The following is a 15,444-nucleotide window of genomic DNA, read 5'->3' on the forward strand; positions in this document are numbered from 1 at the left end:
GAGTACGGGTGGTCAGGGACGCGGGCTCAGCGGCAGTGCCGCCCAGATGATCTTTCCGCCGCCTGCGGTGTGTTCCACATCGCAGGCGCCACCCGCTTCCCGGGTGATCTCCCGGACCAGCAGCAGGCCGCGCCCGCCGGTCTGCGCGTAGTCCGTCTCCAGGGCCGTCGGACGGTAGGGATGGTTGTCCTCGACGGACACCCTGACCCACTCCTCGCCCACGGCCACCTCGACGGCGAGCTCGGGCGAGAGCAGGGCCGCGTGCTTCACGGCGTTGGTGACCAGTTCCGAGACGATGAGCAGCAGACCCTCGGTGATGTCGTCGTCGATCGGCACGCCCTGACGGTTCAGCAGATCGCGTACGGCGTGCCTGGCCTGCGGTACGGAGACGTCCACGGCCGGGGCGGTGAACCGCCAGACTCCCTCGTACGACACGGGCCGGGCCGGGACACTCCCGCGGCTCTCCATAGTCCGGTACCCGCTCTCGACTCGATGGTGACTGCACGTCGAGTACAGAGTGCGGGGCGTAGTTGGTAGGGACCATGCCGCTGAACAAAAATAGACTCCTATTGACAGATTTTGACCGAACAAGCTCGAAATGATCGACTCTCAGGTCAAGTTCGGTCCTCTCCGCGGCGGCGCGACCGGCGGTACTCCGGCCGTGTTCCGATCCGGGGCCTCTCCGGCTGTGTTCCGATCCGGGACCATGGAGACGAAACGGCCGGCCATCGATCCCCCGGCCACGGAAGCGGACACGGGAAGCCCCTTGTGACGCCTGCCTGTCCGGTGCCCCTTCCTGGTCATGAGTTCGAAGCCCGGGGATAGCATCCGGCGCATGGACCGTACGGAACCCCGGCTGGAGCACACCGTCGCGGACGGTGTCGCCACCGTCGTCATCAGCAACCCCGCCAAACGCAATGCGATGACGGCCTCGATGTGGAGCGCGCTGCCCGGCCTGCTGGAGCGGCTGGCCGCCGACCCCGCGGTCAGGGCACTGGTGCTGACGGGCGCCGGGAACACCTTCTGCGCCGGCGCGGACATCTCCTCGCTCCGGGATCCGACGGGCGAGCCGCAGGCGCTCGCCGTCGCCGCCGAGGAGGCGCTGGCCGCGTTCCCCCGGCCGACGCTGGCGGCGGTCCGCGGCCACTGCGTGGGAGGCGGCAGCCAGCTCGCAGCCGCCTGCGACCTGCGGTTCGCCGAGGAGGGCGCGTCGTTCGGCGTGACGCCGGCCAAGCTCGGGATCGTGTACGCCGCGTCATCGACCCGGCGGCTGGTGGCGCTGATCGGGCCTGCCGCCGCGAAGCACCTGCTGTTCTCCGGCGAGCTGATCGACACCGCGCGGGCGCTGCGGACCGGCCTGGTGGACGAGGTGCTGCCGGCCGGTGAGCTGGACAAGCGGGTCGACTCCTACGTACGGACCCTGGCAGCGCGCTCGCAGCTGACGCAGGCGGCGGCGAAGGAGTTCGCCACGGGGCGCGAGGACCGGGACGCGTACTGGGCGGAGCAGGCCCGGCGCAGCGGCGACACCGCGGAGGGTGTCGCCGCGTTCCTTGAGCGGCGCGCGCCGCGCTTCACCTGGACGACGGGGCCGTGACGACGCCGCGGCTACCGGAGGACGAAGCGGCTCTTGGCGCGGCATTCCTCGACGAGCGCGGCCGGAGCCTTCGCCGGTGAGCCCGCGTCGTACGGCGGCTGGGGGTCGTACTCCGTCAGCAGTTGTACGGCCTGTGCGTACTCGTCACCGGCGATCCGGCCGAGCAGGGTGAGCCCCATGTCGATGCCCGAGGAGACACCGGCCGCTGTGACGTACTTGCCGTCGACGACGACGCGTTCGCCGGTCACCTCGGCACCGAATTCCTTGAGGAGGTCCAGCGCGAGCCAGTGCGAGGTGGCACGTCGGCCCGCCAGCAGTCCGGCCGCGGCGAGCAGCAGCGAGCCGGTGCAGACGGAGGTGGTCCAGGTGCTCGTGGCGTCGGCCGCGCGCAGCCAGCCGAGCAGCGCCTCGTTCTCCATCTGGTCGCTCTGGCCGGGACCGCCGGGGACGATCAGCACATCCGGGGCCGGTACGTCGGCGAACGTCCTGTCGGCGACGAGCGCGAGGCCGCCGTTGTCGTTGCGCACCGGTCCGGTCCGTTCGGCGACGAACACGGTCTCGGCTCCGGGGGTGCGGGCGAGCATCTCGTACGGTCCCACCGCGTCGAGCGAGGTGAAGCGCTCGAAGAGGACGATGGCGATCTGCATCGGCTTTCCTTTCAGTCGGTCGGTTGCGGGCCTGGGCCCGCGGGCGTGGGCGGTCAGTCGACCGCGGGGCGGGCCCGGAAGCGCCGGCGGTATTCGGCGGGTGCCGTGCCGAGGGCCTTGAGGAATGCGCGGCGCATGGCCTCCGGGGTGCCGTAGCCACAGGCGCGCGAGATGCCGGTGATGCCGTCGGTGGTGTCCTCCAGCAGCCGGCGGGCGTGTTCGAGCCGTGTGCGGTCGACATATCGACCTGGCGTGAGTCCCGTCTCGGCCCGGAAGGCACGGGCGAAGTGGCGGGGCGAGAGTCGGGCGCGGGCGGCGAGCGCGTCGACCGAGAGGTCCTCGCCGGGGTGCTCGGTGATCCAGTGCTGGACCTCACGCAACGGTTCGCGCCGGGCGGTCTGCGCCGTGAGCTGTGCGCTGAACTGGGCCTGGTTTCCCGGTCTGCGCAGGAAGACCACGAGGTGGCGGGCGACAGTGAGCGCGATGTCCCGGCCGTGGTCCTCCTCGACGAGCGCGAGAGCGAGATCGATACCGGCGGTGACTCCGGCGGACGTCGCCAGCCTGCCGTCGCGCACGAAGATCGGGTCCGGATCCACTTCGACAGCCGGGTGACTGCGGGCGAGGTGGTCGCAGACGGCCCAGTGCGTCGTCACCCGGTGACCGTCCAGCAGTCCGGTCTCGGCGAGCAGCAGGGCGCCGCTGCAGACGGAGACGAGCCGTTCGGCGTGCGGGGCGTGATCCCGCAGCCAGTCGACGAGTGCCGGATCGGGTGCACGCGTGCCTTCACCGCCGGGGACGAGGAGGGTGTGCGGCGGCTCGGCATCGGCCAGGCCGCTGTCCGGGACGAGGGTCAGGCCGCTGCTGGTGCGGACCGGGGCACCGTCGAGCGTGGCGGTGCGCAGCTCGTACGCGGCCCCGGGGAAGCGGGAGGCCCCTGCGAAGACCTCCAGGGGACCGGTCACGTCGAGGCTCTGAACGCCGTCGAAGAGGACGACGAGTACGGATCGCTGCGTCATGTCTGCCATCCTGGGAGGCCCGGAGCATGGCCGCAATGACGAAAAGCCCACCTTTTCTGCCGTGCCCGGCGCCGCTCGGACGAGGTCACGGAAGGGGTGCGCCCTGGGGGTACCGAGCGTACTGACCAGTCGGTAACGTGTTCGCATGAGTACTCTGCCGCCGCGCGCCGGTCGCCGCTGCCACAATGCCATCAACCCGCTGCACTCGACGGTCTACTTCTCCGCCGATCTCGGGAAGGAGTTCGCGGAGCTCGGCATCGACGACTCGAAGGCGGCGTACTTCGCCGCGCGCGGGGCCGCGCTGGGCGCCGTCGGACCCGGCACGGTCACCGCCGCCTTCTACAACTTCAATCACGACCTCGTCGCGCGGCATCTGCCCGCCGTGTGGTCCGTCGCCTCGCCGCAGGCGGTCCTGGACGCCCGGCTGCGCGCCGCCGACTCCACCCTCCGCCGCCTGCTGGGCGAGGAGATCCTCGCCTCCGCCGAACTGGCCGAGGCGGCGGAACTGGCGCTCCGGGCCACCGAGGCGTGCACCCGACACGCCCGGCCGCTCTACGCCGCCCATGCCGATCTCCCGGCGCCCCGGCAGCCGCACCTGGCGTTCTGGCACGCCGCGGCGCTGCTGCGCGAGCATCGCGGCGACGGCCATCTCGCGGCGCTCCTCGCCGCCGGTCTCGACCCGGTCGAGGCCCTGGTCAGCCACACGGCGACCGGCAAGGGAATGTCCCCGCGCTGGGTCCTCGCCACGCGCGGCTGGGGCCGCGGCGACTGGGAGGCGGCGGCGGAGCGGCTGCGCGGGCGGGGACTCCTCGACGGCGAGGGTGAGTTGACGGAGGCCGGTGTCGCGCTGCGGGCGGACCTGGAGGACGCCACGGACCGGATGGACGCCGCACCGTACGAGCATCTGGGCGAGGAGGGCGTGGCCCGGCTCACCGAGCTGGCACGCGGGTTCCTGTTCACGGCGGCGTCCGCCGGTGCGTTCCCGGCCGATCTGCTCGGCAAGGGCTGAGCGCCTGTCGGGTGGCCTTCGGTCGGGAAGCGGACGCGGCCTGGCGCGTGCGATTCCAAGGCGCCGGAAGCGTGCGTGCCAGGGCGTGGCCGCCCGATCAGAGGTCGTCCGCAGAATCTGAGCACACCGACAGGCCCGCAACTGGGGTGGTCGGGCGACACGGCGCCCGGCCACCCGGCACAATGCAGGCGAAGGGGCCCCGCCCCGGTAAGCACAGCCAGTACGAGAAGGCGAGTCGGTAGAACCGTGACGACGTCCATCGAAGGCAGGATCGCCGAGGAGCTCGGCGTACGCGAGCGGCAGGTGAAGGCGGCCGTCGAGCTGCTCGACGGCGGGTCGACCGTGCCGTTCATCGCGCGCTACCGCAAGGAAGCGACCGAGATGCTCGACGACGCGCAGTTGCGCACGCTGGAGGAGCGGCTGCGGTATCTGCGGGAGCTGGAGGACCGCCGCACGGCGATCCTCGACTCGGTACGCGAGCAGGGCAAGCTGGACGAGGCGCTGGAGGCGCAGATCCGGGCCGCCGACACGAAGGCGCGCCTTGAGGACATCTATCTGCCCTTCAAGCCCAAGCGGCGCACGAAGGCGCAGATCGCCCGTGAGGCGGGGCTCGAACCGCTCGCCGACGGCCTGCTCGGCGATCCGTCGGTGGAGCCGCTCGCCGCTGCCGCCGCGTTCGTCGACGCCGACCGGGGCGTCGCGGATGCCGCAGCGGCGCTGGAGGGGGCACGCGCCGTCCTCACCGAGCGCTTCTCGGAGGACGCCGATCTGATCGGCGAGCTGCGTGAGCGCATGTGGTCACGCGGGCGGCTGGCCGCCAAGGTGCGGGACGGCAAGGAGGAGGCGGGGGCGAAGTTCGCCGACTACTTCGACTTCGCCGAGCCGTTCACCGCGCTGCCCTCGCACCGGGTGCTCGCGATGCTGCGGGGCGAGAAGGAAGACGTGCTCGACCTCGTCCTGGAGCCGGAGGAGCCGTCCGCGACGCCCGGCCCGTCGTCGTACGAGGGCATGGTCGCCCGGCGCTTCGGGGTGAGCGACCGCGGCCGCCCCGGCGACAAGTGGCTCGGTGACACCGTGCGCTGGGCCTGGCGGACCCGGATCCTGGTGCACCTCGGCATCGACCTGCGGCTGCGGCTGCGCACGGCGGCGGAGGACGAGGCGGTGCGCGTCTTCGCGTCGAACCTGCGTGATCTGCTGCTGGCCGCGCCGGCCGGGACACGGGCCACGCTGGGGCTCGACCCCGGCTTCCGTACGGGTGTGAAGGTCGCGATCGTCGACGCGACCGGCAAGGTCGTCGCGACGGATGTCATCCACCCGCACGTTCCCGCGAACAAGTGGGACCAGTCGCTGGCGACGCTGGAGCGCCTGGCGAAGGCGCACGACGTCGACCTGATCGCGATCGGCAACGGCACCGCGTCCCGTGAGACCGACAAGCTCGCTGGTGAACTCATCACCAAGCACCCAGAGTTGAAGCTCACCAAGGTGATGGTGTCGGAGGCGGGCGCGTCGGTGTACTCGGCCTCGGCGTTCGCCTCGCAGGAACTCCCCGACATGGACGTGTCGTTGCGCGGCGCCGTCTCGATCGCACGGCGGTTGCAGGATCCCCTCGCGGAACTGGTGAAGATCGACCCGAAGTCGATCGGCGTCGGCCAGTACCAGCACGACCTGTCCGAGGTGAAGCTGTCGCGGTCGCTGGACGCGGTCGTCGAGGACTGTGTGAACGGTGTCGGTGTCGACGTCAACACCGCGTCGGCGCCGCTGCTGTCACGGGTGTCGGGGATCGGCTCGCAACTCGCCGAGAACATCGTCACGCACCGTGACACCAACGGGCCGTTCCGGTCGCGCAAGGCGCTCAAGGACGTGGCGCGGCTGGGTCCGAAGGCGTACGAGCAGTGTGCGGGCTTCCTGCGCATCCGGGGCGACGACCCACTGGACACGTCGAGCGTGCACCCCGAGGCGTACCCGGTGGTGCGGGCGATGGTGAAGCGGACGGGCGGCGACGTCGCCTCACTGATCGGCAACACGGGTGTGCTGCGGTCGCTGCGGGCTGACGACTTCGTGGACGAGAAGTTCGGTCTGCCGACCGTCACCGACATCCTGAAGGAGCTGGAGAAGCCGGGACGCGATCCACGTCCCGCGTTCAGGACGGCCAGCTTCAAGGACGGTGTCGAGAAGATCGGTGATCTGGCGTCCGGGATGGTGCTGGAGGGCGTCGTCACCAATGTCGCGGCGTTCGGCGCGTTCGTGGACATCGGTGTGCATCAGGACGGCCTGGTGCACGTGTCGGCGATGTCACGCACGTTCGTCAAGGACCCGCGGGACGTCGTGAAGCCGGGCGACATCGTGAAGGTCAAGGTCATGGATGTCGACATTCCGCGGAAGCGGATCTCGTTGACGCTGCGGCTGGACGACGAGGTGTCCGCGGCAGACGCGCCCCAGGGCGGCGGCCCCAGGCGGGAGCGGGCCGAGCGGGGCGGGCAGGGGGGACGCCCGCCGCGGCAGCGGCAGGGACAGGGACAGGGACAGGGTGGTCAGGACCGTGACCGGCGCGGTGGTGGCGGCTCGGCCCGTCCGGCGCCGGTGAACAGCGCGATGGCGGACGCCTTGCGACGGGCCGGGCTGGCGGACCCGAAGCAGGGCGGCAGGAACGGCTGACGCCGGGAGCGGAGGGGGCGGGCCGCTGTGCGGGCTGCTCGGCGGCTGCTCGGCGGCCCGCTGGATGGGCCGCCGGGCGGGCCGCCCCGACGCTCCGGGCCGAGGGGCCCGTCAGAGCTCCTTCACCTTGCCGTCCACCACCTCGACGCGCCGCGTCGTCCGCACGGCTTCCAGCATGCGGCGGTCGTGCGTGACCAGCAGCAGCGTCCCCGTGTACGAGTCCAGCGCCGATTCCAGCTGCTCGATCGCGGGCAGGTCGAGGTGGTTCGTCGGCTCGTCCAGGACGAGGAGGTTGACGCCCCTGCCCTGGAGCAGGGCGAGTGCCGCCCTCGTGCGTTCACCGGGTGAGAGGGTCGTCGCGGGACGCAGCACATGGTCCGCGCGCAGGCCGAACTTGGCGAGCAGCGTGCGGACTTCGGCCGGTTCGGTGTCCGGGACGGCGGCGCAGAACGCGTCCAGGAGCGACTCCGGGCCGTGGAACAGCTTGCGCGCTTGGTCGACCTCGCCGACCACCACGCCCGAGCCGAGTGTCGCGTGGCCGGAGTCCAGCGGGAGACGGCCCAGGAGTGCGGCGAGGAGGGTCGACTTGCCCGCTCCGTTGGCGCCGGTGATGGCGACCCGGTCCGCCCAGTCGATCTGCAGGGACGCCGGGCCGAAGGTGAAGTCGCCGCGTACGGTCTGCGCTTCGCGCAGCGTGGCCACGACCGAGCCGGAGCGGGGGGCGGTGGCGATCTCCATCCGCAGTTCCCACTCCTTGCGGGGCTCGTCGACGACATCCAGCCGTTCGATCATGCGCTGGGTCTGCCGGGCCTTCGCGGCCTGCTTCTCGCTCGACTCGCTGCGGAACTTGCGGCCGATCTTGTCGCTGTCGGTGGCCTTGCGGCGGGCGTTCTTGACGCCCTTCTCCATCCAGCCGCGCTGTGTCTGGGCGCGTCCTTCGAGGGCGGCGCGCTTGTCGGCGTACTCCTCGAACTCCTCGCGGGCGTGCCTGCGCTCCCTGTCGCGCTCCTCCAGATAGGCCGCGTACCCACCGCCGTACAGGTTGACCTGCTGCTGGGCCAGGTCCAGTTCGAGGACCCTGGTGACCGTACGCATCAGGAACTCGCGGTCGTGGCTGATGACGACCGTGCCTGCGCGCAGCCCGGAGACGTAGCGCTCCAGCCGCTCCAGGCCGTCCAGGTCGAGGTCGTTGGTGGGCTCGTCGAGCAGGAAGACGTCGTAGCGGGAGAGCAGGAGGGAGGCCAGGCCCGCTCGTGCTGCCTGGCCTCCGGAGAGTGCGGTCATCGGCAGGTCGAGCCCGACGGTCAGGCCGAGGTCGGCGGCGACCTCCTCGGCCCGCTCGTCCAGGTCCGCGCCGCCGAGGGCCAGCCAGCGTTCCAGCGTCTCGGCGTACGCGTCGTCCGCGCCCGGCGCCCCGTCGACCAGGGCCTGCGTCGCGGCGTCCATCGCCGTCTGGGCGTCGGCGACGCCCGTGCGGCGGGCCAGGAACTCCCGCACGGTCTCCCCCGGACGCCGCTCCGGCTCCTGCGGGAGGTGCCCGACGGTCGCGGTGGGCGGGGAGAGCCGCAGCTCGCCCTCCTCCGGCCGGTCGAGTCCGGCGAGCAGCCGGAGCAGGGACGATTTACCGGCGCCGTTGACTCCGACGAGACCGATCACATCGCCGGGGGCGACGACGAGGTCGAGCCCGGCGAAGAGCGTGCGGTCGCCGTGTCCGGCGGCGAGGTCTTTGGCAACGAGAGTGGCAGTCATCAGGGTGCCGATCCTAATCGGCGGTCGGGGAGGGCGGCGCGGTCCGGCCGGTCGTGGTTCGCCATGCCGTGACGGCGGGCACGGGCCATGTCGGCCGGATGGCGATCGTGTGACAGCTTTTGCCATGGACACGACCGGTGCGGCCGTCGCTGAATAGTGTCGACGCGACGGTTCGAAAGATCATTCGCCCCGACCACTTGGAGCATTCGTGCACCGCAGACTCATCGTCCCGAGCGCACTCGCGGCCTCCCTGCTGCTGGCGATCCCGGCCTCGGCCGCCGAAGGCACCGCGGGCGCACCGGGCATCGGCGACCCCTACTACCCGGTCAGCGGCAACGGCGGCTACGACGTGTCCCACTACGACCTGCGACTGACGTACCAGCCCGCGACGGACCTGCTGGAGGGGACGGCGACGATCCTCGCCACGACCACCCAGGAACTCTCGCGCTTCGACCTCGACTTCGGACTGGACGTCTCCGAGGTGCGGGTGAACGGCAGGAAGGCCGGTCACGCCAGGAGCGGCGACCAGGAGCTGGAGATCACCCCGGCGGCGGCGCTGGCCGAGGACAAGACCTTCTCGGTGGTCGTGCGGTACGCCGGGAAGCCGTCCGAGCTGAAGATCAACGGCTGGACCTCCTGGGTCCGCACCCCGGACGGCGCGGTGGCCGCGCAGGAGCCGGAGTCGGCCGTGTGGTGGTACCCCAGCAACGACCACCCGCTGGACAAGGCCACCTACGACATTTCGGTCTCCGTGCCGGACGGCACCCAGGCGATCAGCAACGGTGTTCTCCAGTCGCAGAGTTCGAAGCTGGGCTGGACCCGCTTCAACTGGCGTTCCACCAAGCCGCAGGCGACGTATCTGACGACGCTGGCGATCGGCAGGTTCGACATCACCACGGACACCACGTCGGACGGGCTGCCGGTCGTCAACGCGTACAGCAAGGATCTCGGCGCCAACGCCGGTGCGGCACGCGCCAGCATCGAGCGGAGCGCCGAGGTCGCCGAGTGGCTGACGGAGATCTTCGGACCGTACCCCTTCGACGCGCTCGGCGGTTACTCCCCCAATGTGACGAGCGGATTCGCGCTGGAGACCCAGACCAGGCCGTTCTACAGCCCCCGGCAGTTCGCGAACGGCGCGAACGTCTCGGTCGTCGTCCACGAGCTGGCACACCAGTGGTACGGCGACAGCGTGTCCGTCAAGGGCTGGAAGGACATCTGGATCAACGAGGGCTTCGCCCGTTACAGCCAGTGGTTGTGGTCGGAGAAGGAAGGTGAGGGCACCGCGCAGGAGCTGGCGGACTACACCTACGCACAGCACCCGGCGGACGACGCCTTCTGGACAGTGAGGCCGGGCGACCCGGGCCCCGACGACCAGTTCGACGCGGCGGTCTACGACCGGGGTGCGATGGCGATCCAGGCGCTGCGCAACGAGGTGGGCGACGAGACGTTCTTCGAGCTGCTGAAGGGCTGGCCGGCCGAGCACGCCTATGGGAACGCGAGCGTCGGGGACTTCGTGACGTACGCGGAACGCGTCTCGGGCCGGCCGCTCGCCGGCCTCTTCGACACCTGGCTGTACCAGCCGACGCGGCCTCAGGACCCGGCGGCGGGCGAAGCGCGCGCCGTGGGAGCCGCCACCGCGCCCGCACAGCCCGCGTCGTGGCAGAGGATCGCGGCCACGAACACGATTCACGACCACCGCTGACGGTCCCCGGACCGGATCCGGGCGCCGTCGCCCGCCGAGGAGAGGCGGGCGACGGCGCCCGGCGGACGGCCGAGGGCGCCGGATAGGCTGACGCTGTCGGTGCTGTCCGGCTGTTTCCGGTCCGATTCCGTGTACGAGGAGTGCCCCTTGCCCGATCCGACTCCCGATTCCGCTCGCGATGTCCGCCCCACGCTGGAAGCCGTGGCGGCGCTCGCCGGAGTCTCACGGGCGACGGCCTCCCGGGTGGTGAACGGTGGGACGGGGGTGCGGCGACCGCTCGTGGAACAGGTACGCAAGGCGGTCGACGAACTCGGCTACGTCCCGAACCACGCTGCCCGGGCCCTGGTCACCCGGCGCAACGGCGCGGTCGCCGTGATCATCGACGAGCCGGAGTTCCGGATCTTCTCCGACCCGTTCTTCTCCCAGCAGATCCGCGGTATCAGCCGTGAACTGATCGTCCATGACACCCAGTTGGTGCTGCTGCTGGTGGAGGGCAGCGGGGACTTCGACCGGGTCGCCCGCTATCTGGCCGGCGGCCATGTGGACGGCGTGCTGGCGTTCTCGCTGCACATGGACGACGAACTGCCCGCGATCATCAGCCGGTTCCGGGTGCCCACGGTCTACGGCGGCCGTCCCGGCCGGCCGGACGCCGCGCCCGAACGGGCCGTCCCGTACGTCGACTGCGACAACCGCGGCGGCGCGGCCGAGGCGGTACGCCACCTCGTCTCCCTGGGCCGACGACGGATCGCGCACATCGCCGGGCCGCGCGACCAGACCTCGGCACTCGACCGCATCGACGGCTACCACGATGTGCTGCCCGACAGCGATCCGGCACTGCTCGTGGACGGCGACTTCACCGTCGAGGGCGGCGCACGGGCGATGACGCGGCTCCTGGACCGCCGGCCCGATCTGGACGCCGTCTTCGCGGCCAACGACCTGATGGCCTCGGGCGCCCTGCGGGTGCTGCACGAGAGCGGTCGCCGGGTGCCGGAGCAGGTGGCCCTGGTCGGTTTCGACGACATGGTGTCGATAGCCGAGGCGACCGATCCTCCGTTGACGACGGTCCGTCAGGACGTCGAGGGGATGGGCCGGTTGATGGTACGGATGCTGATGCGGCGGTTGAACGGCGAGGGCGGCGGCACGGAGCCGGAATCGGTGATCACGCCGACCGAGCTGGTGCGCCGGGCCTCCGCCTGAGAGCCTGTCGGGTGACCTTCGCTCAGAGGCCACCCAACAGGCTCCGAGCCTCCCGGCCCCGGACGGCCTCGCGATGCGCCGCCCGCGCCCTGCGCGCGTAGGGCAGATAGCGCAGCCGCTCGGGCAGGACGGGCACGACGCGCCGCACCACACCGCAGAACCGCCGCAGCCGGCGCTCCTGCGCATCCGTCCACTCCAGCCCGATCGCCGCCCGTGCGTCCGGCGGCATCAGTCCGATGGTGACGAAGCGCCGGAACCGGGCCAGCGGCGGAAACAGCACCGGCCACAGCAGCTTCAGCAGCAGCCGGACCGGCAGCGGACCGAGGTCCGGCGGCGGGACGGGCCGGTCGGTGGCGATCAGGTCCTCGACGACGACGGTCCTCTCGATCTCGTCCGCGAGCACCTTGCGGAAGTACGGCCAGAACTCCTCGATCGTCGGGGGCATGTCCCGGTCGCGAATGCCGAGAACCCTGCCCACCTGGAGCCACTCCTGGTACAGCGCCCGTTCCTGCGCGCCGGTGAGCGGCCGGAGGAGGTAGCGGGCACCGTACTGGTAGACGGGGAAGCCCGTGGCGTGCACCCACGCATAGGTGGCGGGTGACAACGCACGGTAACGGCGCCCCCGGGTGTCGGTGCCCTGGATGGTGCGGTGCAGTGCGCGGAGCCTGCGCCCCTCCTCGGCGGCTTCCTCGCCTCCGTACACCCACAGCTGGAGCGACCTCAGCGACCTCTCGCCGCGCCCCCACGGGTCCGTGCGGAAGACGGAGTGCGCGTCGACGCCGGCGCCGACCGCCGGATGGGCGACCTGGAGGGTGAGGGCGGCGGGCAGCATCAGGAGGGCACGGATGTCGCCGGAGATGCCCCAGAGCACACCGCCGGGCGGCGGCGGGGCGGGATCGCCGCCTCTGACTGCTTCGGTGTTCATACGGAGCTCCCGACGGCCTGCGGGGCGAACGGCTTGGCGCCCGGCCCTTGTGCGATCCAGTATGCGACCGCTTCCGGGAAGGTGCGCAGGGACTCCTCGGACGCTTCCCCGCACCCTCTTCGACAGTGTTGACGCGACCGATGAAACAAGTCGATAGTATTTGTATCTTTGACTCCTCATCTCCGATGGGCCGTCACTTCGCTTCAACAGAAGGGGAGTTGGGTGACCGAGGAGCAAGGAGAGCACCAAGAAGCAGGGCCCGCATGAACCCGGCACACGGACAGGAGGGCGCACCATGGGCCGCTACAGCCGCCTGCGCGAGATCCGCCGGATGGATCCCGCGCACGATTACGCCGAGATCCTCCGGCTGATCTCGCAGTACGAGTTCCCCTGGGACTACCGCCAGGGCGTGAGCGTCGCGTTCCTCCGCGACTACGGCGTCCCGCGGATCTCTGTGCTCCTCGACCGCACCCAGGAGTTCGAGCGGTCCGGGCAGAAGCGGTACGACGACACGGTGCTCATCGGGTACGAGATGGCCGCGGACGGCTTCGACTCGGAGCGGGGCCGGGCCGCGGCGCGTCATCTCAACCGGATCCACGGCAAGTACCGGATCCCCAACGAGGACTTCCTCTATGTTCTCGCGACCACGGTCGTCGGCCCGAAACGCTGGATCGACCGGTTCGGCTGGCGCCCTCTGTGCACACAGGAGATCCAGGCGCTGGCGGAGGTCGGCCGGAAGACGGCAATGATGATGGGCATCGAGGGGGCTCCTGACACGTACGACGGGTTCGAGAGGCTCCTCGATTCCTACGAGGAGCGGATGTTCGCGTACGACCCGGCCAACCGAAGAGTCGCGAACGCGACGTTCCGCGTCATGGCGAGCTGGTATCCGCGGCCGTTGCGTCCGCTGGTGGCGCGGTTCTCGCTCGCTCTCCTGGACGAGCCGCTGCTCCGAGCGCTGGGCTTCCGGCCGCAACCGCACTGGACACGGTCGTCGGCCGCGGGCGCCCTGCGGCTGCGTGCGCGGTGCGTACGGTGGCTGCCCGCCCGGCCGCGTCGGCTGCCTTCACGCCCGCAGCCCCGTTCGTACCCGTTCGGCTGGCGGCTCGACGATCTCGGCCCGCACTGGGCACGCAGCCGAACCCTGGAGCCCCTGCCGGACGAGAGGGAGGCGGCCCCCCGTACCGGCTGACCCGACGGCTCACGGCCGGAAAAGACTCTGCCAACCACCTGCCACCCCCGCCACGACGGGGCCGGCAGACGCTGCGGACGTCACGGCCGACGGTCATCGGCAGCCGTGCTCTACTGGTGCCCCGCCCGCCCGTCATCGGAGGTCACTCGTGGCCCGGCTCCACATCCGTCCCGGCGTCCATCCCGACGAGCCCGATGTGCCCGTCGTGATGCTCGTCGTCGACCCCGAGGGCTCACCGGGCGAGCGCGCCGTCTCCCGGCTCGGCAGCTACTCCTACGAGGGCGACGGCGTGTTCTACCTGTCGCAGACCGACGGCTGGGGCGAGTGGATCCTCGACCACGGCCGTCTGGTGGTCGACATCGCCGTGTACCCGTTCGCGTTGGGGCAGGTCGGTGTGGACGCCGCGGACTTCCCCGGCCGGTCGGCGGTCGATCCGGAGGCGGCGCTGGTGCTGCGCGTGGAGACCGAGGCGGACCCGGAGATGTACGCGCGGGCGGCACCCGCGACCGCGGTGTTCACCGCGGGCCCGGACCGCACGCTCGACGACGTGCTCGCCGCGTCCGACGACTGGCCGATGCTGCTCGCCCCTCCGCCCGAACGGTGAGCTGCCGGGGCGGTCGCCCCGCCGCTCACGCCGCCGTGGGCCGCGCGCCCTTCCCTTCGGCGCGGCCGAAGACCTCGTCCTCGTCACGCACCCTGCCCACCCGGATCGAGACAGCCCCGGGGGCAGGGTGACGGCCGGGGTTCGCACCGCTACGGAGCCGCTCAGTGCCCGACGGCGAGCAGCGGCACCAGACAGCGGCGGGCGAACGCCCGTACCTGCGCGTCGTCATCGAGTTCGAAGCAGCTGACGGGGTTGAGGAGGAAGGAGACCGTGATGCGCACCATCAGCTCGGCGACCGGTGTCGGATCGCTCACCGGCCGGCCTTCCGCGCGGCGCGCGAGGCGCAGCCGGTCGGCCAGATAGTCGCGGATGGCGAGGAAGGCGGGCCCGCTCTCCAGCGTCAGAAAGGGAAGCATGATCTCGGGCTCCAGTCTCAACAGCCCTCCGATGAGAGGGTGTTCACGGATGTGCCCGAGAACGGCGGTGAATCCCTCGACGAGCCGGTCCTCCGTCGTGGGCAGTGCGGCGACCGCCTCGTCCACTTCCACGACGAAGCGCCGGTACTCGCGCAGCAGGCAGGCCGAGACCAGACTGTCCTTGTTGCCGATCCGCCGGTAGACGGTGACCCGCGAGACCCTTGCACGCTTGGCGACGTCATCGACGGTCGAACGGCGCAGCCCGAAGGTCATGAACTGTTCCCGCGCGGCGTCGAGGATCTGCTCGTTCAGCGCGTCCGCCGGTGGTGTCTCGCTGAGCGCCCGGGCCAGCAGTGTCTCGTCCGTACTCCGTGCCGCCATCAGCCCTCCCCGTCGCCCACTTTCCCCCCACCTTAGAAGCCGTCACACTGCGACCTGATCCGTTTCTCTGTATCTCTCCCCCGTTCCAGGGCTGTCTCTCCCCCTTTCCAGGCTGTCCCTCCCCCGAGGACTTCTCGGTCGGGGACCAGCCGGGGAATAGCCGTCAACGGCTGGCAGGTAGTACCGAGCCCGATCCCGGTGTACACGTGGCTCATCCAGGCCCTGCGAAATGACCGCACCGCATAGGTGTCGTCGGGAGCGCCTCGACAACAGGGCGCTCCCGAAAGGCAACACCTGTGCGCTCGCTGCAGTTCACCGCCGATGCGTCGTCGAACAGCATGGTCGAGCGCGACTTCA

The 15,444-nt window shown here is 71.0% G+C and carries 13 protein-coding genes; 7 read left to right on the plus strand and 6 right to left on the minus strand.

Annotated features, from left to right (window positions below):
- Window positions 1-12 precede the first annotated feature (12 nt).
- Complete coding sequence (locus tag ACFVUT_RS28815) at window positions 13-468, minus strand: ATP-binding protein (RefSeq protein ID WP_389655224.1); 456 nt, start codon at window positions 466-468, stop codon at window positions 13-15.
- A gap of 367 nt (window positions 469-835) precedes the next feature.
- On the opposite strand from ACFVUT_RS28815, the gene ACFVUT_RS28820 reads away from it, so the two are divergent.
- Window positions 836-1,594, plus strand: a complete 759-nt coding sequence (locus ACFVUT_RS28820; RefSeq protein ID WP_389655226.1) for an enoyl-CoA hydratase/isomerase family protein — start codon at window positions 836-838, stop codon at window positions 1,592-1,594.
- An 11-nt stretch (window positions 1,595-1,605) separates the two neighbouring features.
- On the opposite strand, the gene ACFVUT_RS28825 is transcribed toward ACFVUT_RS28820, so the two are convergent.
- Together ACFVUT_RS28825 and ACFVUT_RS28830 are read right to left on the minus strand one after the other, a co-directional pair.
- Window positions 1,606-2,241 carry a DJ-1/PfpI family protein gene (locus ACFVUT_RS28825; protein WP_389655228.1) on the minus strand — a complete coding sequence of 212 codons (636 nt, stop codon included), beginning with the start codon at window positions 2,239-2,241 and terminating at the stop codon, window positions 1,606-1,608.
- Between the two features lie 53 nt (window positions 2,242-2,294).
- A complete protein-coding gene (locus ACFVUT_RS28830) occupies window positions 2,295-3,257 on the minus strand; it encodes a GlxA family transcriptional regulator (protein ID WP_389655230.1) in 963 nt (320 codons plus the stop codon).
- Window positions 3,258-3,402: 145 nt separating this feature from the next.
- Between ACFVUT_RS28830 and ACFVUT_RS28835 the strand changes: the two genes are divergently transcribed.
- Together ACFVUT_RS28835 and ACFVUT_RS28840 are read left to right on the plus strand one after the other, a co-directional pair.
- Window positions 3,403-4,266 (plus strand): hypothetical protein, encoded by an 864-nt coding sequence (locus ACFVUT_RS28835; protein ID WP_389655232.1) that lies wholly within the window; start codon window positions 3,403-3,405, stop codon window positions 4,264-4,266.
- 246 nt (window positions 4,267-4,512) lie between these two features.
- Window positions 4,513-6,921 (plus strand): Tex family protein, encoded by a 2,409-nt coding sequence (locus ACFVUT_RS28840; RefSeq protein ID WP_389655234.1) that lies wholly within the window; start codon window positions 4,513-4,515, stop codon window positions 6,919-6,921.
- Between the two features lie 111 nt (window positions 6,922-7,032).
- Here ACFVUT_RS28840 and ACFVUT_RS28845 read toward each other — a convergent pair whose 3' ends face one another.
- Window positions 7,033-8,670 (minus strand): ABC-F family ATP-binding cassette domain-containing protein, encoded by a 1,638-nt coding sequence (locus tag ACFVUT_RS28845; RefSeq protein WP_389655236.1) that lies wholly within the window; start codon window positions 8,668-8,670, stop codon window positions 7,033-7,035.
- 208 nt (window positions 8,671-8,878) lie between these two features.
- On the opposite strand from ACFVUT_RS28845, the gene ACFVUT_RS28850 reads away from it, so the two are divergent.
- Both ACFVUT_RS28850 and ACFVUT_RS28855 read left to right on the plus strand, forming a co-directional pair.
- Window positions 8,879-10,372 carry a M1 family metallopeptidase gene (locus ACFVUT_RS28850; RefSeq protein ID WP_389655238.1) on the plus strand — a complete coding sequence of 498 codons (1,494 nt, stop codon included), beginning with the start codon at window positions 8,879-8,881 and terminating at the stop codon, window positions 10,370-10,372.
- 147 nt (window positions 10,373-10,519) lie between these two features.
- The gene (locus ACFVUT_RS28855) at window positions 10,520-11,569 is read left to right on the plus strand and encodes a LacI family DNA-binding transcriptional regulator (protein ID WP_389655240.1); all 1,050 of its coding nucleotides are present in this window, start codon (window positions 10,520-10,522) and stop codon (window positions 11,567-11,569) included.
- Window positions 11,570-11,591: 22 nt separating this feature from the next.
- Here the strand turns inward: ACFVUT_RS28855 and ACFVUT_RS28860 are convergent, their stop codons facing one another.
- A complete protein-coding gene (locus ACFVUT_RS28860; protein WP_389655242.1) occupies window positions 11,592-12,494 on the minus strand; it encodes an oxygenase MpaB family protein in 903 nt (300 codons plus the stop codon).
- 295 nt (window positions 12,495-12,789) lie between these two features.
- Between ACFVUT_RS28860 and ACFVUT_RS28865 the strand changes: the two genes are divergently transcribed.
- Both ACFVUT_RS28865 and ACFVUT_RS28870 read left to right on the plus strand, forming a co-directional pair.
- Window positions 12,790-13,686 (plus strand): oxygenase MpaB family protein, encoded by an 897-nt coding sequence (locus ACFVUT_RS28865; RefSeq protein WP_389655244.1) that lies wholly within the window; start codon window positions 12,790-12,792, stop codon window positions 13,684-13,686.
- A gap of 148 nt (window positions 13,687-13,834) precedes the next feature.
- A complete protein-coding gene (locus ACFVUT_RS28870) occupies window positions 13,835-14,290 on the plus strand; it encodes a hypothetical protein (RefSeq protein WP_389655246.1) in 456 nt (151 codons plus the stop codon).
- Window positions 14,291-14,451: 161 nt separating this feature from the next.
- On the opposite strand, the gene ACFVUT_RS28875 is transcribed toward ACFVUT_RS28870, so the two are convergent.
- Complete coding sequence (locus ACFVUT_RS28875; RefSeq protein ID WP_389655248.1) at window positions 14,452-15,087, minus strand: TetR/AcrR family transcriptional regulator; 636 nt, start codon at window positions 15,085-15,087, stop codon at window positions 14,452-14,454.
- Between the last annotated feature and the right edge of the window lie 357 nt (window positions 15,088-15,444).

Source organism: Streptomyces sp. NPDC058051 (assembly GCF_042885475.1).
Lineage (GTDB): Bacteria > Actinomycetota > Actinomycetes > Streptomycetales > Streptomycetaceae > Streptomyces.

Coding starts and splice junctions, on each gene's coding strand:
- ACFVUT_RS28820 (WP_389655226.1), top strand. CDS start 836: ATGGACCGTACGGAACCCCGGCTGGAGCACACCGTCGCGGACGGTGTC.
- ACFVUT_RS28825 (WP_389655228.1), bottom strand. CDS start 2,241: ATGCAGATCGCCATCGTCCTCTTCGAGCGCTTCACCTCGCTCGACGCG.
- ACFVUT_RS28845 (WP_389655236.1), bottom strand. CDS start 8,670: ATGACTGCCACTCTCGTTGCCAAAGACCTCGCCGCCGGACACGGCGAC.
- ACFVUT_RS28815 (WP_389655224.1), bottom strand. CDS start 468: ATGGAGAGCCGCGGGAGTGTCCCGGCCCGGCCCGTGTCGTACGAGGGA.
- ACFVUT_RS28875 (WP_389655248.1), bottom strand. CDS start 15,087: ATGGCGGCACGGAGTACGGACGAGACACTGCTGGCCCGGGCGCTCAGC.
- ACFVUT_RS28860 (WP_389655242.1), bottom strand. CDS start 12,494: ATGAACACCGAAGCAGTCAGAGGCGGCGATCCCGCCCCGCCGCCGCCC.
- ACFVUT_RS28830 (WP_389655230.1), bottom strand. CDS start 3,257: ATGACGCAGCGATCCGTACTCGTCGTCCTCTTCGACGGCGTTCAGAGC.
- ACFVUT_RS28865 (WP_389655244.1), top strand. CDS start 12,790: ATGGGCCGCTACAGCCGCCTGCGCGAGATCCGCCGGATGGATCCCGCG.
- ACFVUT_RS28835 (WP_389655232.1), top strand. CDS start 3,403: ATGAGTACTCTGCCGCCGCGCGCCGGTCGCCGCTGCCACAATGCCATC.